Here is a 17,701-nt window from a genome sequence, read left to right as displayed (position 1 = left end):
TGCAAGCTTTTTATACAAAACAACCTAAAAACTGGTTATTAACCATATATAAATTTAACCATTTATTTGCTGATTAACAAATAATTATATGGTATTTCAGGGCCGACTAATTATATGGTATTTCAGGGCCGACTAATTACAGTTGTTAAGTCATTATACAGCTTAACCAAATACAATAAAACATTCCAAAAATTACAAAAAAAAGAAAATAAATAAACTCAACATTTTTCATGCGAAGAAAATTTTTATCTGGTGCGGAATGTGAGTTATATGAAGCTTTTATTATCAATCCGAGACCGTTGTTATAGATAGTTATTATAATTTTTGATAAGGTTGTAGTTGTATTTTTTGTAGTTTTTATGGTTAAGGATGCATAAATTTCATTATTTATTGATTTTCAAGTTAATATTTGTATATTTTAGATATACCATCCCCCTAAAAACCCTTTAAAATGATATTTGGAGCTCTATATAAATTATAGGCTATAGATTCCATAACATGTTGCTTATGGGTTTTATCAAGGCCTATATACCTAGCTCCTGAACTACGGAACCACCTCTTAATACTTCCAAATACTCTTTCTACTTTATAGCGCGTCTTAGATACAAATTTATTAAACCGTTTAGCAGCAGGTGATAAGGGATGATTTCTATTACCTTTCTTTTGAATAGCTGATTTTAATTTCTTGTTTTTTTAGTTAAAGTTTCGTTGGGCAAACCGCTATAGTCCTTTATCTCCATAGAGCCTGCTTCCTGCTTTTAGAGATACTTTATCCAATAATATAGGTAAATGGGCACCATCATGACTAGATGCTTTTGTAGTCGTGACTGCCAGAACTAAACCTTCTTTACTTTCTATAAGGACATGTCGTTTATACCCATAGTAAAGATTATGACCTTTTTTGGTCCAACTAGCTTCTGGATCTACCCCTTTTTGATAACTATGAGATATCGATATAGTACCATCCTCACGCAAATCATAGCTCTTTTTACCTTTGGGACGTCTAGGAGTAGGGGTGATAGAGGCGTCAATAACTGCACCATGCTGAACCAGAACACCATGGTTAGATAGTTGATCATTTATGTATTTTTAACAATCTATCTAAAGCTTTCTTTTCTGTAAGAGCAGTCCTAAATCTGCTTAATACACTATGATCTGGTACGGAATTATCCATCGATATACCACAAAACCTGCTAAAAGTAATACGATCATTTACTTCCTCTTCGACTTGGTAATCGCTCAACCCATACCACTGCTCAAGCAATAGCATTTTAAACAAAAGAAGGGGACTATAAGCAGGCTTGCCTGATAAACGTAAACCTTTAGGATAATAAATACGCAGTTCTTTTTCTACTAATGACCAGTTAATCAGATTATTGATTTGATCAAAAAAGTATGCTTGCATTTACGACGACTAGCTGATATATCTGATAAACTTAACTGACCGCTCACTTTGATTGACGTAATAATATCATAAAATTTTTATTACAAAACCTAAACAATAATTACAAGTTAAACTTTTAATAAAATTAACAATTACTTTTTTATACTAAAATCTAAAAACCTATTGCAACGGTCTCATTATGGTGAACTGAAAGAGTAGGACAAAAAAACTAGATTTGTTTTTTGATGGTATGATTTTATCAAATTAATATAAATAGATCTAATCCGAAGAAATAAGATTAGCAAGTTCAGTTCATTAGAAGGGTAGTGGACTGATTTTTAAGACAAATTTTTAGGAGTTTTTTGTCCTATTCTTTCAGTCCATTATACTTTTACGATAGCAAAACGTATTGCATAGATAGAATAGTTGGCCTTTACTATATGAAAAACAAATACATAGATTTATATTTGGAATTGTTTCTCTTGATGCCAAAAGGTAAAAGTAAAATTTGTTTGTGTGGCCAGGTCTTATTTCCTACGTATAGTTGTTTTGGTACCATTTATAATTAGTGGTTCATCTATTGTATCAAAAGCAACTGAATATTTCAATGCTGGACTCTATTTTAGTAATGCTTACAACAGTGGGTATAGCAGCTGGATGGTACCAAATAACTTGTTTTATACAAACAAACCATACACCATTTATAAAAAATGGAGCACCCCGCTTTTTTTGGACAAAAGCTATCCGTGGCTTTTCATGCCATCTTCTGTCCATATAGAAAAAGATAAGTCTTTGGGTATTGTCCATTATCAAGCGGAAGATTCAATTGTTTTCGATGCAAACAAGCGTATACTTTCTTTAATTGGCCCCAGTACGCTTACCTATGATTGTATGAAATTACAAGCAAGTTTAGTCGCTTTGCACTTACATAGCAACACGATTCATGCACAAGGGACCAATCTATATAATATATTAACAGGCAATCCTATTTTTACCTATAATGACGTAAAAAAAGATAAGTATGGCAAAGAGGGTTCTACCCAAACGCGGACTTTTTTTATGGATAAAATGCGCTATAATATAGATACCAAAAGGGCTTTAGTCACTACACTACTTACCAAACAAGATTCCTCTATTATAAAAAGCAATCAGATAAAAAAAGAGGATGAATCAACCTTTTATGCTGAAGATATAGTTTATACAACTTGTGGATTAGCGTATCCCCATTTTTACATACGTGCCAAACGGGCTAAAATGGTTCAAGATAAGCAAATTACTACTGGACCTTTTCGTTTTTACTTTGACCATGTGCCTACGCCATTGGGCTCTATTTTTGGCACCCTATTTCTCGAAGGAAAGCGTACACATGGTATTATTCCACCGGAAATAGGGGAGGGAGACAATGGGTTTTATCTCCGTAATGGTGGATATTATATAAACTTCAATGATTATGCAGACATTTCTTTTTTAGGTAGCATTTATTCCAGTGGTATTGTAGAACTTAAAAATGCACTCCGTTATAAAAAAAGATATTTATGTAGTGGAGAGCTGGATTATGCAATAAACACAACAGAAACAGATAAGGGGTGGTCTTTAAAATGGGAACATAAAACGCTTATACGTGGCCCTAGAAGCTTGAATACAAATGTACATCTTCACAACAGATCTTCTAAAACACTAGACGATGAAGATAAAAAAATTCCAAAAAAATTGGAAGATGAGTCTGGTTTTAGTCTATCTTACCGAGACCGATTGGTAGGCTTCCCCTATGCATTAACGTTACAAGTAAAATATAAAAATGATCTTCGGTATAATTTTAAACATTGGACCTTGCCAGAAGGTAGCCTAAGTACAAATACTTGGTATCCATTTAGAACAGATCGCTCTAAAAGTACCAACTATTGGTTCCATAATATTCAGTTAAAACATAATATTAATTTTGAAACGCACTTTCAGAATGCCCAGCAATCGCCTACAGAATCCACCCTTTCGTCCTACTCATCACGTCCGTCAGCGCACGCTGTTCCTGCAACCTGGCCATGGAATCATTATGTAGGAAATGGTATAAAACATAACATACCGGTTAGTATGCGATGCAAAATATTTGATTTTATCAATATAGAGCCCCATTTTACCTATAATGAAGTATGGTATTGGCTGAATAAGGATACAAAAGGACCTATACAGGTACCAGGATTTAATAGAATCTATACTTGTGATTTTGGTGCAGAAATAGGAACTACATTATACTACACCCATTATTTTGAAAGCGGAACATGCGTTCAAGGGTTTCGTATAAAGACAGAACCCAGTGCTAACTTTACCTATACACCTGATTTCTCCGAAAAATATTGCCGAGTGATAGAAAATAAAAAAGGACAAATAGAAAAAGAATATGCCTTTAAAGGACTACGGCCTTACATAAGTTTGCCTAATCGGGCCACCTCTATTCTAAAATTTAAGCTACACAATACAGTTGAGTTAAAAGTAAAAAAAGAAACAAATCCAGAAGAAAAACAAAAAAAACAAACCAGTCGTAAAATATATTTATTAAAAAATTTAGATTTTAAAACAAAATATGATTTTTCAGAAAAGGAATTCCATCTCATAGATGGTATTGATATGCATCTTGCTAGCGAAATACAAGTGGGTAAAATAGGCAAAATTGGCTTTGATTTAATAACAAATTTTGACCCTTATCAATTTATTCAATCGTCAGAAATGAATCGAAATCAAGGAAAAATAATAAACCAATTTGCATGGAACCATGGTCAGTATCTTGGCAAAGTGCAAGCAGCACAGTGCAAGGTAAATATAGATTTTGCACATCATTCCAGTGAGCAGAAAAAGAAACCTAAGGAACTATTAAATGGTGGTGATCAGTCGACTGATAAGCTTGAAAGAACAAAGATAGATTTTGAATCGCCTTGGAATTTTGGGTGGGAGTTTAATTGGATTTATAAAAGCCCATGGTATAAGGATAAGAAGGATAAGTGGAAGAAGGCGTGTCAAACATTATATCCGAATCAGGATGATAAAAAGCATACCAATACAGAAAAATATGTAACTTTTAACGGTAGTGTTACCTTGGTTAAAAAGTGGAAAGTAACGTTATCCACTACCTATAACTTTAAGAAAAATAAACTTGATCCATCTGCTACAGAAATTTCCATTCAAAGAGATTTACACTGCTGGCAGCTTAGTTATAAATGGCATCCACTAGGAGAATCGGGTAAATATGACTTTTCTTTGGGGGGTAAGGCGAATGTTTTAAAAGCATTGAAATTACCAAGAAAAAGAACTTATAATAAAATAACTGATTTAGGGTAAATATTAATCGGATTTATTTAAAGAACCGATTAGTAGGATCCAAATACTTGTATTGGCTCAAAAATTTTCTCAGCATTTTGTGTAGTGACGGATGCTACTTCTGCTAAGGTTACTTGTTTGACTACCGCAAGCTTTTCGGCTATGTAGTGTAAGTAGCTTGGCTCATTGGGTTTCCCTCGAAGAGGTGCTGGTGTTAAGTAAGGGCTATCGGTTTCTAAGACCAAATGGTTGAGATCTATAGCGGCCACTGTTGTCGCTAATCCGCTTTTAGCCATGGTAAGTATGCCGCCAATCCCCAGCGCAAAACCTAGGGCTATACATTTTTCTGCTTCTTGTAGATTACCTGTAAAGCAGTGGATAACCCCTTTTAGGTTGCCATCTTGTTCTTTTTCGAGTAGTTGAATGACTTCCTTAAAAGCATTTCTACAGTGAATAGAGACAGGAAGATGATAGCGTTTGGCCAATCCAAGTTGGATTCTAAATGCTTCCTGTTGTGCTTCTAACAAAGTAGTATCGTGGTATAGATCTATACCAATTTCACCGACTGCTATAAAACCACCTTTATCAAGCCATTCCTCGACTAAGTATAATGGTTTGGTAAAATCTTTGCTGATATAACAAGGATGGATGCCCATCATAGGTAAGCAAGGATATAATGCAGCCAGATCCATCATCCTTGCTATGGTTGTTGTATCTATATTGGGCATATAAATTTTTTTAATAAAGTTTTTTTGTGCCCTTTCTAAAACCAGTGGTAAGTCATTTTGCAGATCATATATATGTGCATGTGTGTCAATAAGTTGCATACTCCATCAGTGGTTAGTGGTAATTTACTAATGTGGCCCTTTTGCCCAATTCGATCACTTCTATATGGTTGATATTTTTATTATTTATTTCAAAACGCAATAGGGTACGCATGTAATGGGAACCATGACGTCCAGCAGCACCAGGATTAAGATAAAGCAGTGGGGGATGCTTTACATCATGCATCACCCGCAAGATATGTGAATGGCCACCCACTAAAATATCAGGTTGTGTTTGGCTTAATTTAGTGCGTATTGTTGGCGTATACAAAGGTGGATGACCCGTTATATGCATCAGCCATACATGCAATTGTTCGCATTGAAATGATTGAAATACTGGATATTTTTGTCTTATTATGTGGCCATCAATATTACCATGCACTGCTCTAAAATGGTTAAACTGATCAAATGCAGTTAGCAATGCTGCATCGCCAATATCGCCTGCATGCCATACCTCATCGCATTTTTTAAAGTGATCAAAAATTTTAGGATCTATCCATCCATGGGTATCTGAAAGCAAACCGATTTTCATGTCAGTATATAGGGCTATAAGATCAAAAAGTAAAACCTAAGATATAAGCAACCGATTACAACGTATAGGTGACTACTTGTGCCAATAGACTTAACCCTAAGGAAAGATAAATTGCGTCCAATCAATAGGTACCCTTGTGCAACTTACGTAGAGCGATATTTTCGTTTGAGCACTACCAGTATCAATGAACCAACGGTCAGTAATAAATTGGTGAGCAGCAATGGCTTATCATCAGTGAGTGCGCCGTAGAGGGTCCAGCTAACCGAGGCAACGGTTAGGTTCAATAACATCAACATGGAAACATCATCCACAGATTTTGTCTTGTATGACTGTATAATTTGGGGAAGAAGGGATATAACAGCTGTAAAAGAACCAATACATGCCACAACATCTAACAAAGAAATAGAAGAAAAGCCCATCGATACAATAAAAAAAGAACATTGGTACCAGGAGCGGGACTCGAACCCGCACGGCCAAAGGCCACAAGATTTTAAGTCTTGCGTGTATACCATTTCACCATCCTGGCAAAGTTAAATATCTGTGGAAATGGTTACATTAAAAATTAAGAATGCCATTGTAGGATATAGTTAACAGATGCTCTAAACAGATATGACGAGCGAGAAACGGGACTCGAACCCGCGACCCCGACCTTGGCAAGGTCGTGCTCTACCAACTGAGCTATTCTCGCTTATAAGCTAAACAATAAGTCTAATTTACTTAAAGATTCTTTTTTTTCAAAATAGTTACGGAATTTTATAGCTAATTATTAAATCTTTTAATCATGTTTTTGATCTGATTTAACTTTAATAAGGCTTCTATTGGAGTAAGCAGGTCAATATCCATACCATCTAAAAAAGCTTTCAAATCACTTAAGGTTTCGTCTGGACCAAAAAGCTTTAACTGGTATTGCTGCGCATTTTCCACTTGTGCATCGATTTTGCCACCTACTTGCGATAGGTGGGCCAATACCTCTCTAGCCCTTTCCAAAATTATAGAGGGCATACCAGCCATTTGTGCTACATGGATACCAAAACTATGCTGACTACCTCCCGGTACCAGTTTATGTAAAAATAAAATTTTTTGTTCTATTTCTTGGACTGCTACATTAAAATTTTTAACTCTAGGAAGCGATTTTGCCAATTCATTCAGTTCATGGTAATGGGTCGCAAAAAGCGTTTTAGCGCTATAACGTGGGTGATGATGCAAATACTCTACCAATGCCCAGGCGATAGAAATACCATCGTAGGTACTGGTACCACGTCCTATCTCATCCATCAATATCAAGCTACGTTCACTAAGATTGTGCATAATGCTGGCCGTTTCGGTCATCTCCATCATAAAAGTAGACTCCCCTTGGGCCAAGTTATCCGATGCACCGACCCTTGTAAATATTTTATCTACCACGCCAATTTGTGCAGAAGCAGCTGGTACAAAAGAACCCATTTGTGCCATTAATACCGTTAGGGCAACTTGACGCAATAAAGCTGATTTACCAGCCATATTAGGCCCTGTAATCACTATGATTTGTTGCGATGAAGGGTCTAAATAAATATCATTAGGTGTATAGGCTTTGTCTATGGGTAAGCGTTGTTCAATAACAGGATGTCGATTACCTTTCAAATCGAGCAAGGTTCCATCATCTACCATAGGCTTGCTATAATGGTATTCACAAGCCTGTTTGGCAAACGAAAGATAACAATCTAATTGTGCAATATACTTTGCATTTTCTTGAATTTGAGGAATATATTCTACGGCTTCTCCTACTAACGCTTGATAGAGTTGTTGCTCTAGAAGTTGCGCTTCTTCACCTGCATGTAGAATTTGGGATTCATACTGTTTTAAGGCTTCTGAGCTATACCGTTCTGCATGGGCTAAGGTTTGTTTTCGGATCCAATCCGTCGGAACTTTATTTTTATGCGCATTGGGTACTTCAAGGTAGTAGCCAAATATACGGTTATAAGCAACCTTTAAAGAAGGAATGTTGGTACGCTGGCTTTCCTTCTTCTGTAGTTCAACCAAGTAATCTTTACCCGTACGCATAATTTCATTTAAGGCATCCAATTGATCGTTGACATGGGGTTGAATAAGGCCGCCTTGATGGGTAAGAAGGGGAGGCTGCTCTTGTAGTGTTTGGTGGATACGGTCCACCAAAGCATGGCACCCATTAAGTTGGGTATTCATTTTTTGTAGCAAAGGAAATGGAATGGGTTGCAATGCTGTTTGTATGGATTGCACTTGCTGCAATGCCCTTTTTAAGGCTACCATCTCTCGAGGATTCACCCTTCCAACTGCTACTTTGGAAATTAGCCGCTCTAAGTCACCTATTTGTTTCAGATGGTTGGCTAATAAGGCGGCTAATGGCGCATCCTCTACCAGATATTCTACTATAGCCAGCCGCTCTTGAATCGAAACCACCTCCTTAAGCGGAAACAACAACCATTTTTTAAGCAATCGTGCCCCCATAGGGGTAACCGTTCGATCTAATATTGCAATCAGCGCTGTTCCCCCTAATTGCTGAGGAACCATTAGCTCTAAAGCCCTAACAGTAAATGGATCCAACCAAACATACTGATGGGCCTCTAGCCGGACCATTGAACGAATGTGTTTGATTGCTTTATGTTCCGTTTCTGATAAATAATGCAAAATAACACCCGCTGCTACAATACCTGCAGGATAATCTGAGATGCCGAAACCTTTTAAAGAATGGGTTCCAAAATGGTCGTTTAACAAACCATAGGCATAATCAAATTGAAAAATCCAATCTTCTAATCCATACGTATGAAAAAAATCTTGCGTAAAATTATTCCATAAAATTTGCTGTTTTTTGTTAAAAACAATTTCAGATGGCCCCAAATGATGCAATATTTTTTGCATGTAATCAGTCGTCCCTTGTGTGACAAAGAATTCTCCAGTAGAAAGATCTAAGAAAGCCATACCGAGCAATGTTTTGTCAAAAAAAATGGATGCTACGTAATTATTGGCTCTTGTATCTAAAACCGCTTCACTAAAAGAAAGACCAGGCGTAACCAGTTCAGTCACGCCTCTTTGTACAATACCCTTAGCCTGTTTGGCATCTTCTAATTGATCACAAATCGCTACACGATAGCCTGCTTTTACCAATTTAGGTAAATAAATATCTAAAGCATGATGGGGGAAACCTGCTAACGCCACACTAGCAGCTGATCCATTAGACCGTTTCGTAAGGGCAATATCTAGTACCTTACTGGCTTTAACCGCATCTTCCAAAAAGGTTTCGTAAAAATCGCCCACCCGAAAGAGCAACAATGCCCCGGGATACTTTTCTTTAATAGCCCAATACTGCCGCATTAATGGCGTTGAATCAACCAGTTTTGACATAACAATAAAATTATACCATCTAAATAGATTAAGAATCTTACATTAGGCAATTTCGTCTAAATCGATGTCCTACAAACCAAATTTACGATAATGATTTAATGATTTGTTTTAAAATGGTAAAATACGAGATGGCATCTAGTTTTTTACCGTTTGATTGCTTATAATAAAAAGTAAGTGATCATTTTAAGCAAAGGTAAAAGTTTTACTATAAGACATACCGAATCGTTATTCAAAGATTACTTGTTTCTAAAAATTTACGTGTAGTTTACAAAGAAAATGTATAATATTATGAATAACCAACTAAAAAAACAGATAAAAGAGCTTAATTTAAATACCAAACAGCGTTGTTTTTTTTCAAAAAGCATTGCGGTTTTATCCCTATCCTTTGTCTTGCAAGGTAGAAGCTGTCGCTCAGGTGGTGGCATACAGGGCCAAACGGTAAAAATGACAACTGTTGAGCAATTTTGTGAAGAAATAAATGACAGAAAAGATATTAGTCGTGCTCCAGATGGAGTAGGTGACAATTGGCTCTACAATGCAGTTATAAATAATAGCCCTAAAAAAGTAGCCCATGTGTTAAAGCGTATCGATAAAGACATTGCGTCTAAATATAATCTTAAATATAAGCATAAAGATTTTCCCAACACATATCATAACAAGAGCAAAAAAACAGCCCTTGGCCTAGCTATAGAAAAAAATTATATCGAAATCGTCAAACGGCTAGCTCAGAGTGAGCATATTGATATCAATAAAGCCAAAATGGGTTCCACTTCATTGTTAGAAGCACTCTCTCATAAAAAGAAAGAAATAGCCAATATTTTAGTACATCACCCTAAGATAGATATCTATACCAAAGATGCAGCTTCAGGTTCTTCCCCATTACATTTAGCGATTGAACAAAAATATGAAAATATAGCTCATTCAGTCATTTGTACACTCAATGAGCAAGGTTTAAGAGAAAAAAATAAGAAATCTGAAACACCACTCCATCTGGCAATAGAATATAATCTTGACCATCTAGTAGCATTACTGGTAAACAAACTTTCTGGTATAGCAGATTTATGTGCACAGGATAACAAAAAGAGGACTCCGCTACATATGGCAGTGCGTGGTAACCATAAAAATGCATTCCAAGTAGTGTTTCATAAAATAGAGGATTTGTGTAACGAAAAAAGTGCATCCATTGTTAAACTTTTTGAGAAAGATAACCAAGGCCGCTCTGTATTTGCACGTGCTTATTTGCCAAAGTATACTACACAAAGACGGATTCATATACCTCAAGATAATGAAGAAATGTTCAAATATGTTTTGTCCAATGTACAGCATAGTTTAGATCCAGAGCATTGGAAATGTATTACTAGTGAAATTAATAGCTTAAAGCAAAAAGGAACCATCAATGAAAAATATGCGAATCAATTACTCAAGACAGTGAATGGATATAGGCCTGCACAAAAGGAAACAGGTGTATAAAATCATAGGTAAAAAAAGCCTTTTCTTTTTGTAATAGCAGCAAAAGGAAAGGGCTCTCCCCCGTTTGTTTTAAACAAATATTATTACTGATTTTTATTGTCTGCCTTGTCCGAACTTTTCGGTCCACTATATGTCACTGGAAGAGCCTATTAAAGCAACTCTTCTACTGCGCGATATTCTGGAGCAAAGTTTATGACAAATTCTGATTTAGCCCTTTGCATCCATTTGTCAAGCACTGCTTTTCTTTTCTGTTCCAGGAAGTGAGCATGGATCTGTTCATAATCTTGAGTAAGATTCATAGGATGCGCTTCTACCTTTTGCTTAAGATAGTATAACCGCCAAGCTGATCTACCTAATGTGTCAATATACTTCTCTGGTTGACTAACTTCCCCTACATTAAGGCGCTCAATTGCAAAATAGACTTCTGGATGCAAATGTTCAAAAGGAATGCGTATACCTGCTGATAATAGTTCATCTTGTTGGTTATGCGTAATTAACCTTGCCTGAACGGCTATTTTTTTGTCTTCTGCATATTGCTGTACAACTGCTTCAAACTTTAATGTACCTGAAACTATTTGTACGCTAATTTTATTTAATTCAATCTCAACTAATTTAATTTCTTGTTCTGTTGGCTTAACTGCTTTAGGATAGACAATTAGTTCATATACCTCACCAGAGGTAGGATAGTAAGGAAGATGATCTGGTGGCAATGCATTGAAATAACTTTTCACCTCTGCTGGTGTAAGTGCTACATGTTGGGTAAGATGGCGATAGGTTGACATAATCAAATATTGTTCCTTTAATTGTTTTTTTAGCTTTTTCTTAATATGATAGATAGATTTGTCTTTAGACTCCTGTAAAAGCTTTTCTTCAGAGCCAAACTTCTCTATCCAACTGGCTATTTTAGCATCACATTCTCGTTCAAGATATGCTTTGGGAACCTTAAGATCGTCTAATTTAGCTTTTGCTAAAAGCATTTTATGTACAACCAGATCCCGTAATAGTCTTATTTTTTTAGATTCATCTACTACTTCTGAGTAGAATTGCTGCTTGTATGCTTCTTCTAAATCAGAATATAAAATTATCTCTTGATTTACAGTAGCAATTACTTTATCCAACAATAATTTATCGCTCGCCCTAGCGATAGGTAATCTAGCACAAATAGTTATGGCAACGCAACATACTAGCGTTTTAGTTAATCTGAATAACACAGGTATTATTTTTTTTAGCATCTTCTAGGAGTTTACATTTAATTTTATTTATAAGATCTAATTTCCTTTTATGTAAAATAATTGCCTTAACTCGATCTTCCACTGCTTCTAACGGCGCAATTTCTTGTGCTAGTTTATACTGATCTATTTTTAAAAAATAGGTATACTTTTGGCCCACTATATGAATAAATTTGTTGGTTTTTAACAGTCTAGTTGCATCTCCAACTGGACGATAGCCAGTTTTAACCAAAACTGTTTCCCAAGGCAACCATTTGTTTCTTTCTAAGATAGCGGCATGAGCATAAGATTTGCAATAGGATTGCAATTTTGCTCGATCTGCTGCTTTATTTGATAGTATAAGTGACCTTACAGAATTAATAGAAGCAGCTTTTGAAGGAAGCACCAAAAACAGCCCCCTTACGATATCATGAGGTAGTATAAAGTCACGCTGTTTGTATTTTTGATAGTAATCTGCTACTTCTTCTGATGATACATATGGATCCCATTCAGACTGAATTAGCCTTTCTAAAAAATGATAGGCCAATAGGTCATTTTTATAGTCATTTAACTTCGCTTCCATAGAAGGCTGGATAGATGGGTAATCCGCTTGCGCAATAAGGAGCTGCTTACATGCCCACTCTTCTACATATTTTTTAATAAAAAAATCTCGATCTGCAACATCAGTATGCAAAGGATCCATGGGTGCAAGATCCGATGGATATAAATATTGCTTACCAACAAAAGCAATAAAAGAATCTTTTTGGGAATTTTTTGTGCTTTTTTCAGCATTACAACTGCCCAATATCCAATAAATCAGGATTGACAGCAAGCCATAACCAAAAAATCTATTTAGATAAGATAGCCTCAAAATGAATCCACAAAAAATGATACTAAACTAGACTACAGATTAATAAAAACACCATTATAAGCTGTATAATACCCCCTCTTTATTGACTACCTAAAATAGGAAAGAGGGGGCTTTGGCTTATTTTTTCTTGACTGCTTTAGCCGAACGAGTAGATGGCTGAGCAGGAGTTTGTGTTTTCGGGCCTACTACAGGTGGTTCTATCTCTTTAGGCGCCATTGTTTTAAGTTTTTCCAATACAAGCTCAGAAAGATCAAATCCAGGCTGCGCAAAAAGTACTACAGGACCTGCCTCTGTATCTTTGGCTAATACAAAAGAATAACTTTGTTCTTTTGCAATTTTGTCAATGACCTGTTTTATTTTGTGATGGATGGGTTGTATAACTACCTTATATTTTTTTTCTATTTCAGCAGGCATTTGCTGCTCAAGGGTACGAAGACTTTGGTGCAATTCACTGAGCTCTGCCTGTTTCTGTTTTTGCTGAGCTTCCGTAAACGTATCCACCTGTTTTTGGTAATCGGAATACTTTTTTTCTAGCTCGCTCGCTTTCAATCCAAGGTTATTACTCAATTGCTTCTGGAAAGTTTGAAAGTCTTGATTATTTTTTATAGCCTCTGGTAGTTGCTCGAATATATAAGCCACATTTACATACCCAATCTTTAAACTAGGTGGTACCGCTTGCGACTGGTCATCCTCTTTAGGTGGATGTGCTTTTACCCCGGTATACATGGAGGCCATTAGCACCCATGCAAATAAAAATCTATAATTCATCACAGTATAATTTTTAATGTTTAATGATATCAATACAAAAGAAATATTACATATTTCTTACTTCTACCTATTACTGTGCCATCCCATAGATGCCAAACTGATGGCACTAGTGCTATTTAGTTAAGTAAATAGCTTTTGTTTGGTAAATTTAACTAAAAAAATAGACTTTTAAATCTTTTTCATCATCATCTATGCGGCATACCCTTATGGTTGGTTACAGATGTAGCTCCTTTTCAAATCTGCTTTCAACTAAATGAGCCTATTGTCTCCCTTAATGTGGGCTGCTTAGCAGCTTTTCTCCTTTGGCAATAGCTTGTTCAATATTCCCGACTAAGTTAAAAGCCATTTCAGGTAGATGGTCTACCGCTCCATCAATGATCATATTAAATCCTTTAATCGTATCTTCTATAGGTACACGCTCTCCTTGGATCCCTGTAAATCGCTCTGCTACATGAAAAGGCTGAGATAAAAACCGTTCTACTTTTCTAGCACGGTAAACCGTGCATATATCTTCTTCTGAAAGCTCATCCATACCCAAAATGGCTATAATATCTTGTAGTTCTTTATAACGTTGGAGGGTTCTTTTTACTTTTTGAGCCGTATCGTAATGCAAATCGCCTAATACTTCAGGATTTAATGCCCTAGAGGAAGAGGCCAAAGGATCTACAGCCGGATAAATACCCAGTGCCGCTATCCTTCTGGAAAGGACCGTAGTGGTATCCAGGTGGGTAAAAGTAGTAGCAGGAGCAGGATCTGTTAAGTCATCGGCTGGAACATAAACTGCTTGAACAGATGTAATAGAGCCATGCTTAACAGAAGTAATCCGTTCTTGCATGGCACCCATTTCTGTGGCCAAAGTAGGCTGATATCCTACAGCGGAAGGTATCCGCCCCAGTAATGCAGAAATTTCTGCACCGGCTTGTGTGAAACGGAAAATATTATCAATAAAAAAAAGAATATCTTTTCCTTCCTTCCCTTCACCATGATCACGAAAATACTCTGCAATAGAAAGTCCAGTCAGTGCTACCCGGGCCCTTGCACCGGGAGATTCATTCATTTGCCCAAATACCAGTGCAGCCTGGGATGTTTTCAATGCTTCATAATCTACCTTACTTAGATCCCAATCGCCTTGTGCCATGGCCTCCGTAAATGCTTCCCCATAATTGATCACACCTGCTTCAATCATTTCCCGTAAAAGATCATTGCCTTCACGGGTTCGTTCGCCTACACCAGCAAATACAGAAAGCCCATTATAAGACTTAGCAATGTTGTCAATCAGCTCCATAATCAAAACTGTTTTACCTACACCTGCACCCCCAAACAACCCAATCTTTCCCCCCTTCACATAAGGCGCAAGCAAATCAATTACCTTGATACCGGTATAGAGTATTTCTGTTGTGGAAGAAAGTTGGTCAAAAGGTGGCACTGGCCTATGAATCGGCAATTTCTGATCGGTTACTGGTTGTGCCATGCCATCTATAGCGCTTCCTATAACATTAAAAAGGCGCCCACGTACCCCATTTCCTACCGGTACCTGAATGGGGGCTCCTGTATCCATTACCTCTAGTCCTCGTGTTAATCCTTCTGTTCCTTCCATAGCAATGGCACGTACACAATGGTCACCCAAGTGTTGTTGACATTCTATGACAACCAGTTTCCCAGAAAGGGTTTTAACATACAATGCATTTAATATGCTAGGCAACTGAGCTTCTTCACTAAAACGGACGTCTATTACAGGACCTATGATTTGAATAACTTTTCCAGTATGAGACATTGCTTTTTAATCAAAATTTAAAGATATAATGCAAGCATTTTTTGCCTATCGATTGTACTAGATCTTCAAAAAAGATCCTACAAAAAAATTAAATACCTGCAGCTATATGCAAAAATTTGGGAAAAACACCAATAGTTCTAAGCAACAGAGCCGTATATAATAACATTAAAGACTGGAAGTAAAGTTATAAATGGACGTTCAATGGTTGAAACTATTTTACATGGTGTATAACCATTTCTAATACATTGCAATGCAGTATCTACATTGTTTCCTAAATTTATAAAAAAGGATTGAATTTGCTACTGTAAATGTAAAAGGATCGATCTCTCGCGTTTGGTCTGTTGCTACTTTATGTTTATTTTTCGATAATGTAACCACATTTGAACTAATATGACTATAAAGTATTTCGTATGGATTTTTTTTAATGGCATCATAGGATGCATGGAATCAAAAGCTACCTCTTCATCTAACTTGAAACAATTAAAAAAGGGGATCTATGAAGAAAATCTTGCTCCATACAGAATGGAATACTTTAAAAGCCCTAAAGCAATAAAAAAGGGGCCTTCCCTTCCATTGATATGTCCATTAGACCAAACGAGTTGTTTGATGGAGCGTTTAACACAGCGAAAGCTAGCTTATAAGCAAGCTAATTCGTTAAAAGGTTATACCATACAGCTCTATATGGGTAGTAGTAGAACAGCAGCGTTAAAGGCACAAGAATCAGTGGCTACCTTTGCTTATCCTGCTACGCTTCACTACAGGCAACCCCATTATACTGTTCAGTTAGGCTTTTTTGGGGATAGATTAGAGGCCTATTTTGTCTATCTTACCTTAGTAAAAAAAATACCATCTGTGATAATTCGACCTTCTATACGCTCTATAGTGGACTGAAACCTTTATAAAATAGGTTCTATTTCTTCGTTAAAAACGTTACTCGGATTTCTACTATAGTTAACTCACCCTGTATTGCAAATACAGGGCTTAAGATTACGGTATGAATGACTTAGCTACAACTAAAATCTAAAAATCTATTGCAACGGTCTCATTTTGGGAAAAGCATTTAAAGCATAGATAGAGTCTGCTTAATATATTGAATATCAGACTTAGATAAGCCAGTAAGGAGAGTAATATCTTCCATAGGGTATCCTTTTAAAAGCATAGCTCTAGCTATAGAAATGGCTTTATTTTTTTCTCCTTCTTGTCTCCCTTCTTGTCTCCCTTCTTGTCTCCCTTCTTGTCTCCCTTCTTGTCTCCCTTCTTGTCTCCCTTCTTGTCTCCCTTCTTGTCTCCCTTCTTGTCTCCCTTCTTGTCTCCCTTCTTGTCTCCCTTCTTGTCTAGCTTTTTTTTTCATATAGTCCTCTACAGCCTGATTATCCATAATACGCTTAATCTCTTTCTCATAGGTCCTTAATTCTTCTTCTGACCAGTTAAAACGATTTAAGACTTCATACGCACGTTGGATCACTAAATCTGAATCTATTATTTTACGTACGTCTGCTTCGTTAGTAGAGGAAGCATATTTAAAAAAGTAACACCACTTCTCTATCATCGTAGAGAGTGATTCGATAGATTTAATCTTGAATTTGGGTAATTCTATAAAGGTGAAAGAAAAATCTTTTAAATCTCTTTGATACGTTTTAGAGTCTAAAATAACATGATTAGATAAATAATCTTTTTTTTCAGGAAAAACAATATAATCCGTGATAGCTATAAAGATAACTGATTTGAGATCTTGATATCTAGCGCCTACTTCTTGACCTACGTTGAGTTGTCTGGAATAGGCTTTAGAGGCATAGTATTGCGCTCTTTTTTCAAATCCTTCTTGAGGAGCTACCTGCATTTCTACAATGATTTGCTTCCCATACTGGTCGGTGCATAATACATCTACGATACTCTCTTTTTTACAAGCGATATCTGGATCTTGAATAGTAGACAAAAAGGTAACCTTTTCTACCTTTTCTGAGCCTTTTAGACCCAACACATCATTGATAAAGTGAATAAGAATATCTTTATGTTTTTCACTACCAAATATTTTACGAAAGGCTACATCGTTCTTGGGATTTAGAAATTTTGAGGTCACCATAAGGATAGAGTAGAGCTATTAATAATAAGGTTCAATATAATGACTTTTTAGGTTCTGGCGAACCAATATGATGGCAATAGAATCCTATTTTTGACATATCTTCTCAAGAATACTAAAAATA

13 protein-coding genes, 2 tRNA genes and 1 pseudogene are annotated in these 17,701 nt (G+C 36.3%); 3 read left to right on the top strand and 13 right to left on the bottom strand.

Features of this window, described 5'->3' with window-relative positions; all coding sequences use genetic code 11:
- Positions 1-435: 435 nt before the first annotated feature.
- Positions 436-1,020: pseudogene (locus tag CHV_RS05785) on the bottom strand (IS5 family transposase).
- Positions 1,021-1,075: 55 nt separating this feature from the next.
- Positions 1,076-1,405, bottom strand: coding sequence for an IS5 family transposase (locus CHV_RS05780; RefSeq protein ID WP_051602142.1), 330 nt, complete (start codon positions 1,403-1,405; stop codon positions 1,076-1,078).
- Positions 1,406-2,140: 735 nt separating this feature from the next.
- On the opposite strand from CHV_RS05780, the gene CHV_RS01570 reads away from it, so the two are divergent.
- A complete protein-coding gene (locus CHV_RS01570; protein ID WP_034576651.1) occupies positions 2,141-4,714 on the top strand; it encodes a putative LPS assembly protein LptD in 2,574 nt (857 codons plus the stop codon).
- Between the two features lie 29 nt (positions 4,715-4,743).
- On the opposite strand, the gene CHV_RS01565 is transcribed toward CHV_RS01570, so the two are convergent.
- The 6 genes from CHV_RS01565 to mutS all read right to left on the bottom strand — a co-directional run bounded on the left by CHV_RS01565 (position 4,744) and on the right by mutS (position 9,406).
- Positions 4,744-5,520: a TatD family hydrolase gene (locus CHV_RS01565; protein WP_034576650.1), complete on the bottom strand. Its 777-nt coding sequence runs from the start codon at positions 5,518-5,520 to the stop codon at positions 4,744-4,746.
- Between the two features lie 13 nt (positions 5,521-5,533).
- Positions 5,534-6,049 carry a metallophosphoesterase family protein gene (locus CHV_RS01560; RefSeq protein ID WP_034576649.1) on the bottom strand — a complete coding sequence of 172 codons (516 nt, stop codon included), beginning with the start codon at positions 6,047-6,049 and terminating at the stop codon, positions 5,534-5,536.
- A gap of 143 nt (positions 6,050-6,192) precedes the next feature.
- Complete coding sequence (locus CHV_RS05170) at positions 6,193-6,435, bottom strand: SemiSWEET family sugar transporter (RefSeq protein ID WP_191321619.1); 243 nt, start codon at positions 6,433-6,435, stop codon at positions 6,193-6,195.
- A 55-nt stretch (positions 6,436-6,490) separates the two neighbouring features.
- A tRNA-Leu gene (locus CHV_RS01550) sits at positions 6,491-6,575 on the bottom strand.
- Between the two features lie 89 nt (positions 6,576-6,664).
- Positions 6,665-6,737 (bottom strand) — tRNA-Gly (locus tag CHV_RS01545).
- A gap of 71 nt (positions 6,738-6,808) precedes the next feature.
- A complete protein-coding gene (mutS, locus tag CHV_RS01540; RefSeq protein ID WP_034576648.1) occupies positions 6,809-9,406 on the bottom strand; it encodes a DNA mismatch repair protein MutS in 2,598 nt (865 codons plus the stop codon).
- A gap of 288 nt (positions 9,407-9,694) precedes the next feature.
- Here mutS and CHV_RS01535 point away from each other — a divergent pair, with 288 nt between their 5' ends.
- On the top strand, positions 9,695-10,876 hold the full coding sequence (locus tag CHV_RS01535; protein WP_165393809.1) for an ankyrin repeat domain-containing protein: 1,182 nt from the start codon (positions 9,695-9,697) through the stop codon (positions 10,874-10,876).
- Positions 10,877-11,025: 149 nt separating this feature from the next.
- On the opposite strand, the gene CHV_RS01530 is transcribed toward CHV_RS01535, so the two are convergent.
- From CHV_RS01530 to atpD, 4 genes are all read right to left on the bottom strand, one after another.
- Positions 11,026-12,087 carry a hypothetical protein gene (locus CHV_RS01530; RefSeq protein ID WP_130721312.1) on the bottom strand — a complete coding sequence of 354 codons (1,062 nt, stop codon included), beginning with the start codon at positions 12,085-12,087 and terminating at the stop codon, positions 11,026-11,028.
- Positions 12,068-12,787 carry a hypothetical protein gene (locus tag CHV_RS01525; RefSeq protein WP_156933584.1) on the bottom strand — a complete coding sequence of 240 codons (720 nt, stop codon included), beginning with the start codon at positions 12,785-12,787 and terminating at the stop codon, positions 12,068-12,070. The genes CHV_RS01530 and CHV_RS01525 overlap by 20 nt, the downstream gene beginning before the upstream one ends.
- Before the next feature lie 285 nt (positions 12,788-13,072).
- Positions 13,073-13,681: an OmpH/Skp family outer membrane protein gene (locus tag CHV_RS01520; protein ID WP_034576639.1), complete on the bottom strand. Its 609-nt coding sequence runs from the start codon at positions 13,679-13,681 to the stop codon at positions 13,073-13,075.
- 313 nt (positions 13,682-13,994) lie between these two features.
- Entirely contained in the window at positions 13,995-15,497 is a 1,503-nt protein-coding gene (gene atpD, locus CHV_RS01515) for a F0F1 ATP synthase subunit beta (protein ID WP_034576637.1), read from the bottom strand.
- A gap of 441 nt (positions 15,498-15,938) precedes the next feature.
- Between atpD and CHV_RS01510 the strand changes: the two genes are divergently transcribed.
- Positions 15,939-16,388 (top strand): SPOR domain-containing protein, encoded by a 450-nt coding sequence (locus CHV_RS01510; protein WP_034576634.1) that lies wholly within the window; start codon positions 15,939-15,941, stop codon positions 16,386-16,388.
- A gap of 169 nt (positions 16,389-16,557) precedes the next feature.
- Here the strand turns inward: CHV_RS01510 and CHV_RS01505 are convergent, their stop codons facing one another.
- A complete protein-coding gene (locus CHV_RS01505; RefSeq protein WP_034576632.1) occupies positions 16,558-17,580 on the bottom strand; it encodes an Rpn family recombination-promoting nuclease/putative transposase in 1,023 nt (340 codons plus the stop codon).
- Positions 17,581-17,701 lie beyond the last annotated feature (121 nt).

The sequence above is a fragment of the Cardinium endosymbiont cBtQ1 of Bemisia tabaci genome (assembly GCF_000689375.1).
In the GTDB taxonomy this organism is placed as follows: Bacteria; Bacteroidota; Bacteroidia; order Cytophagales; family Amoebophilaceae; genus Cardinium.
This window is presented reverse-complemented; position numbering and strand designations above follow the sequence as displayed.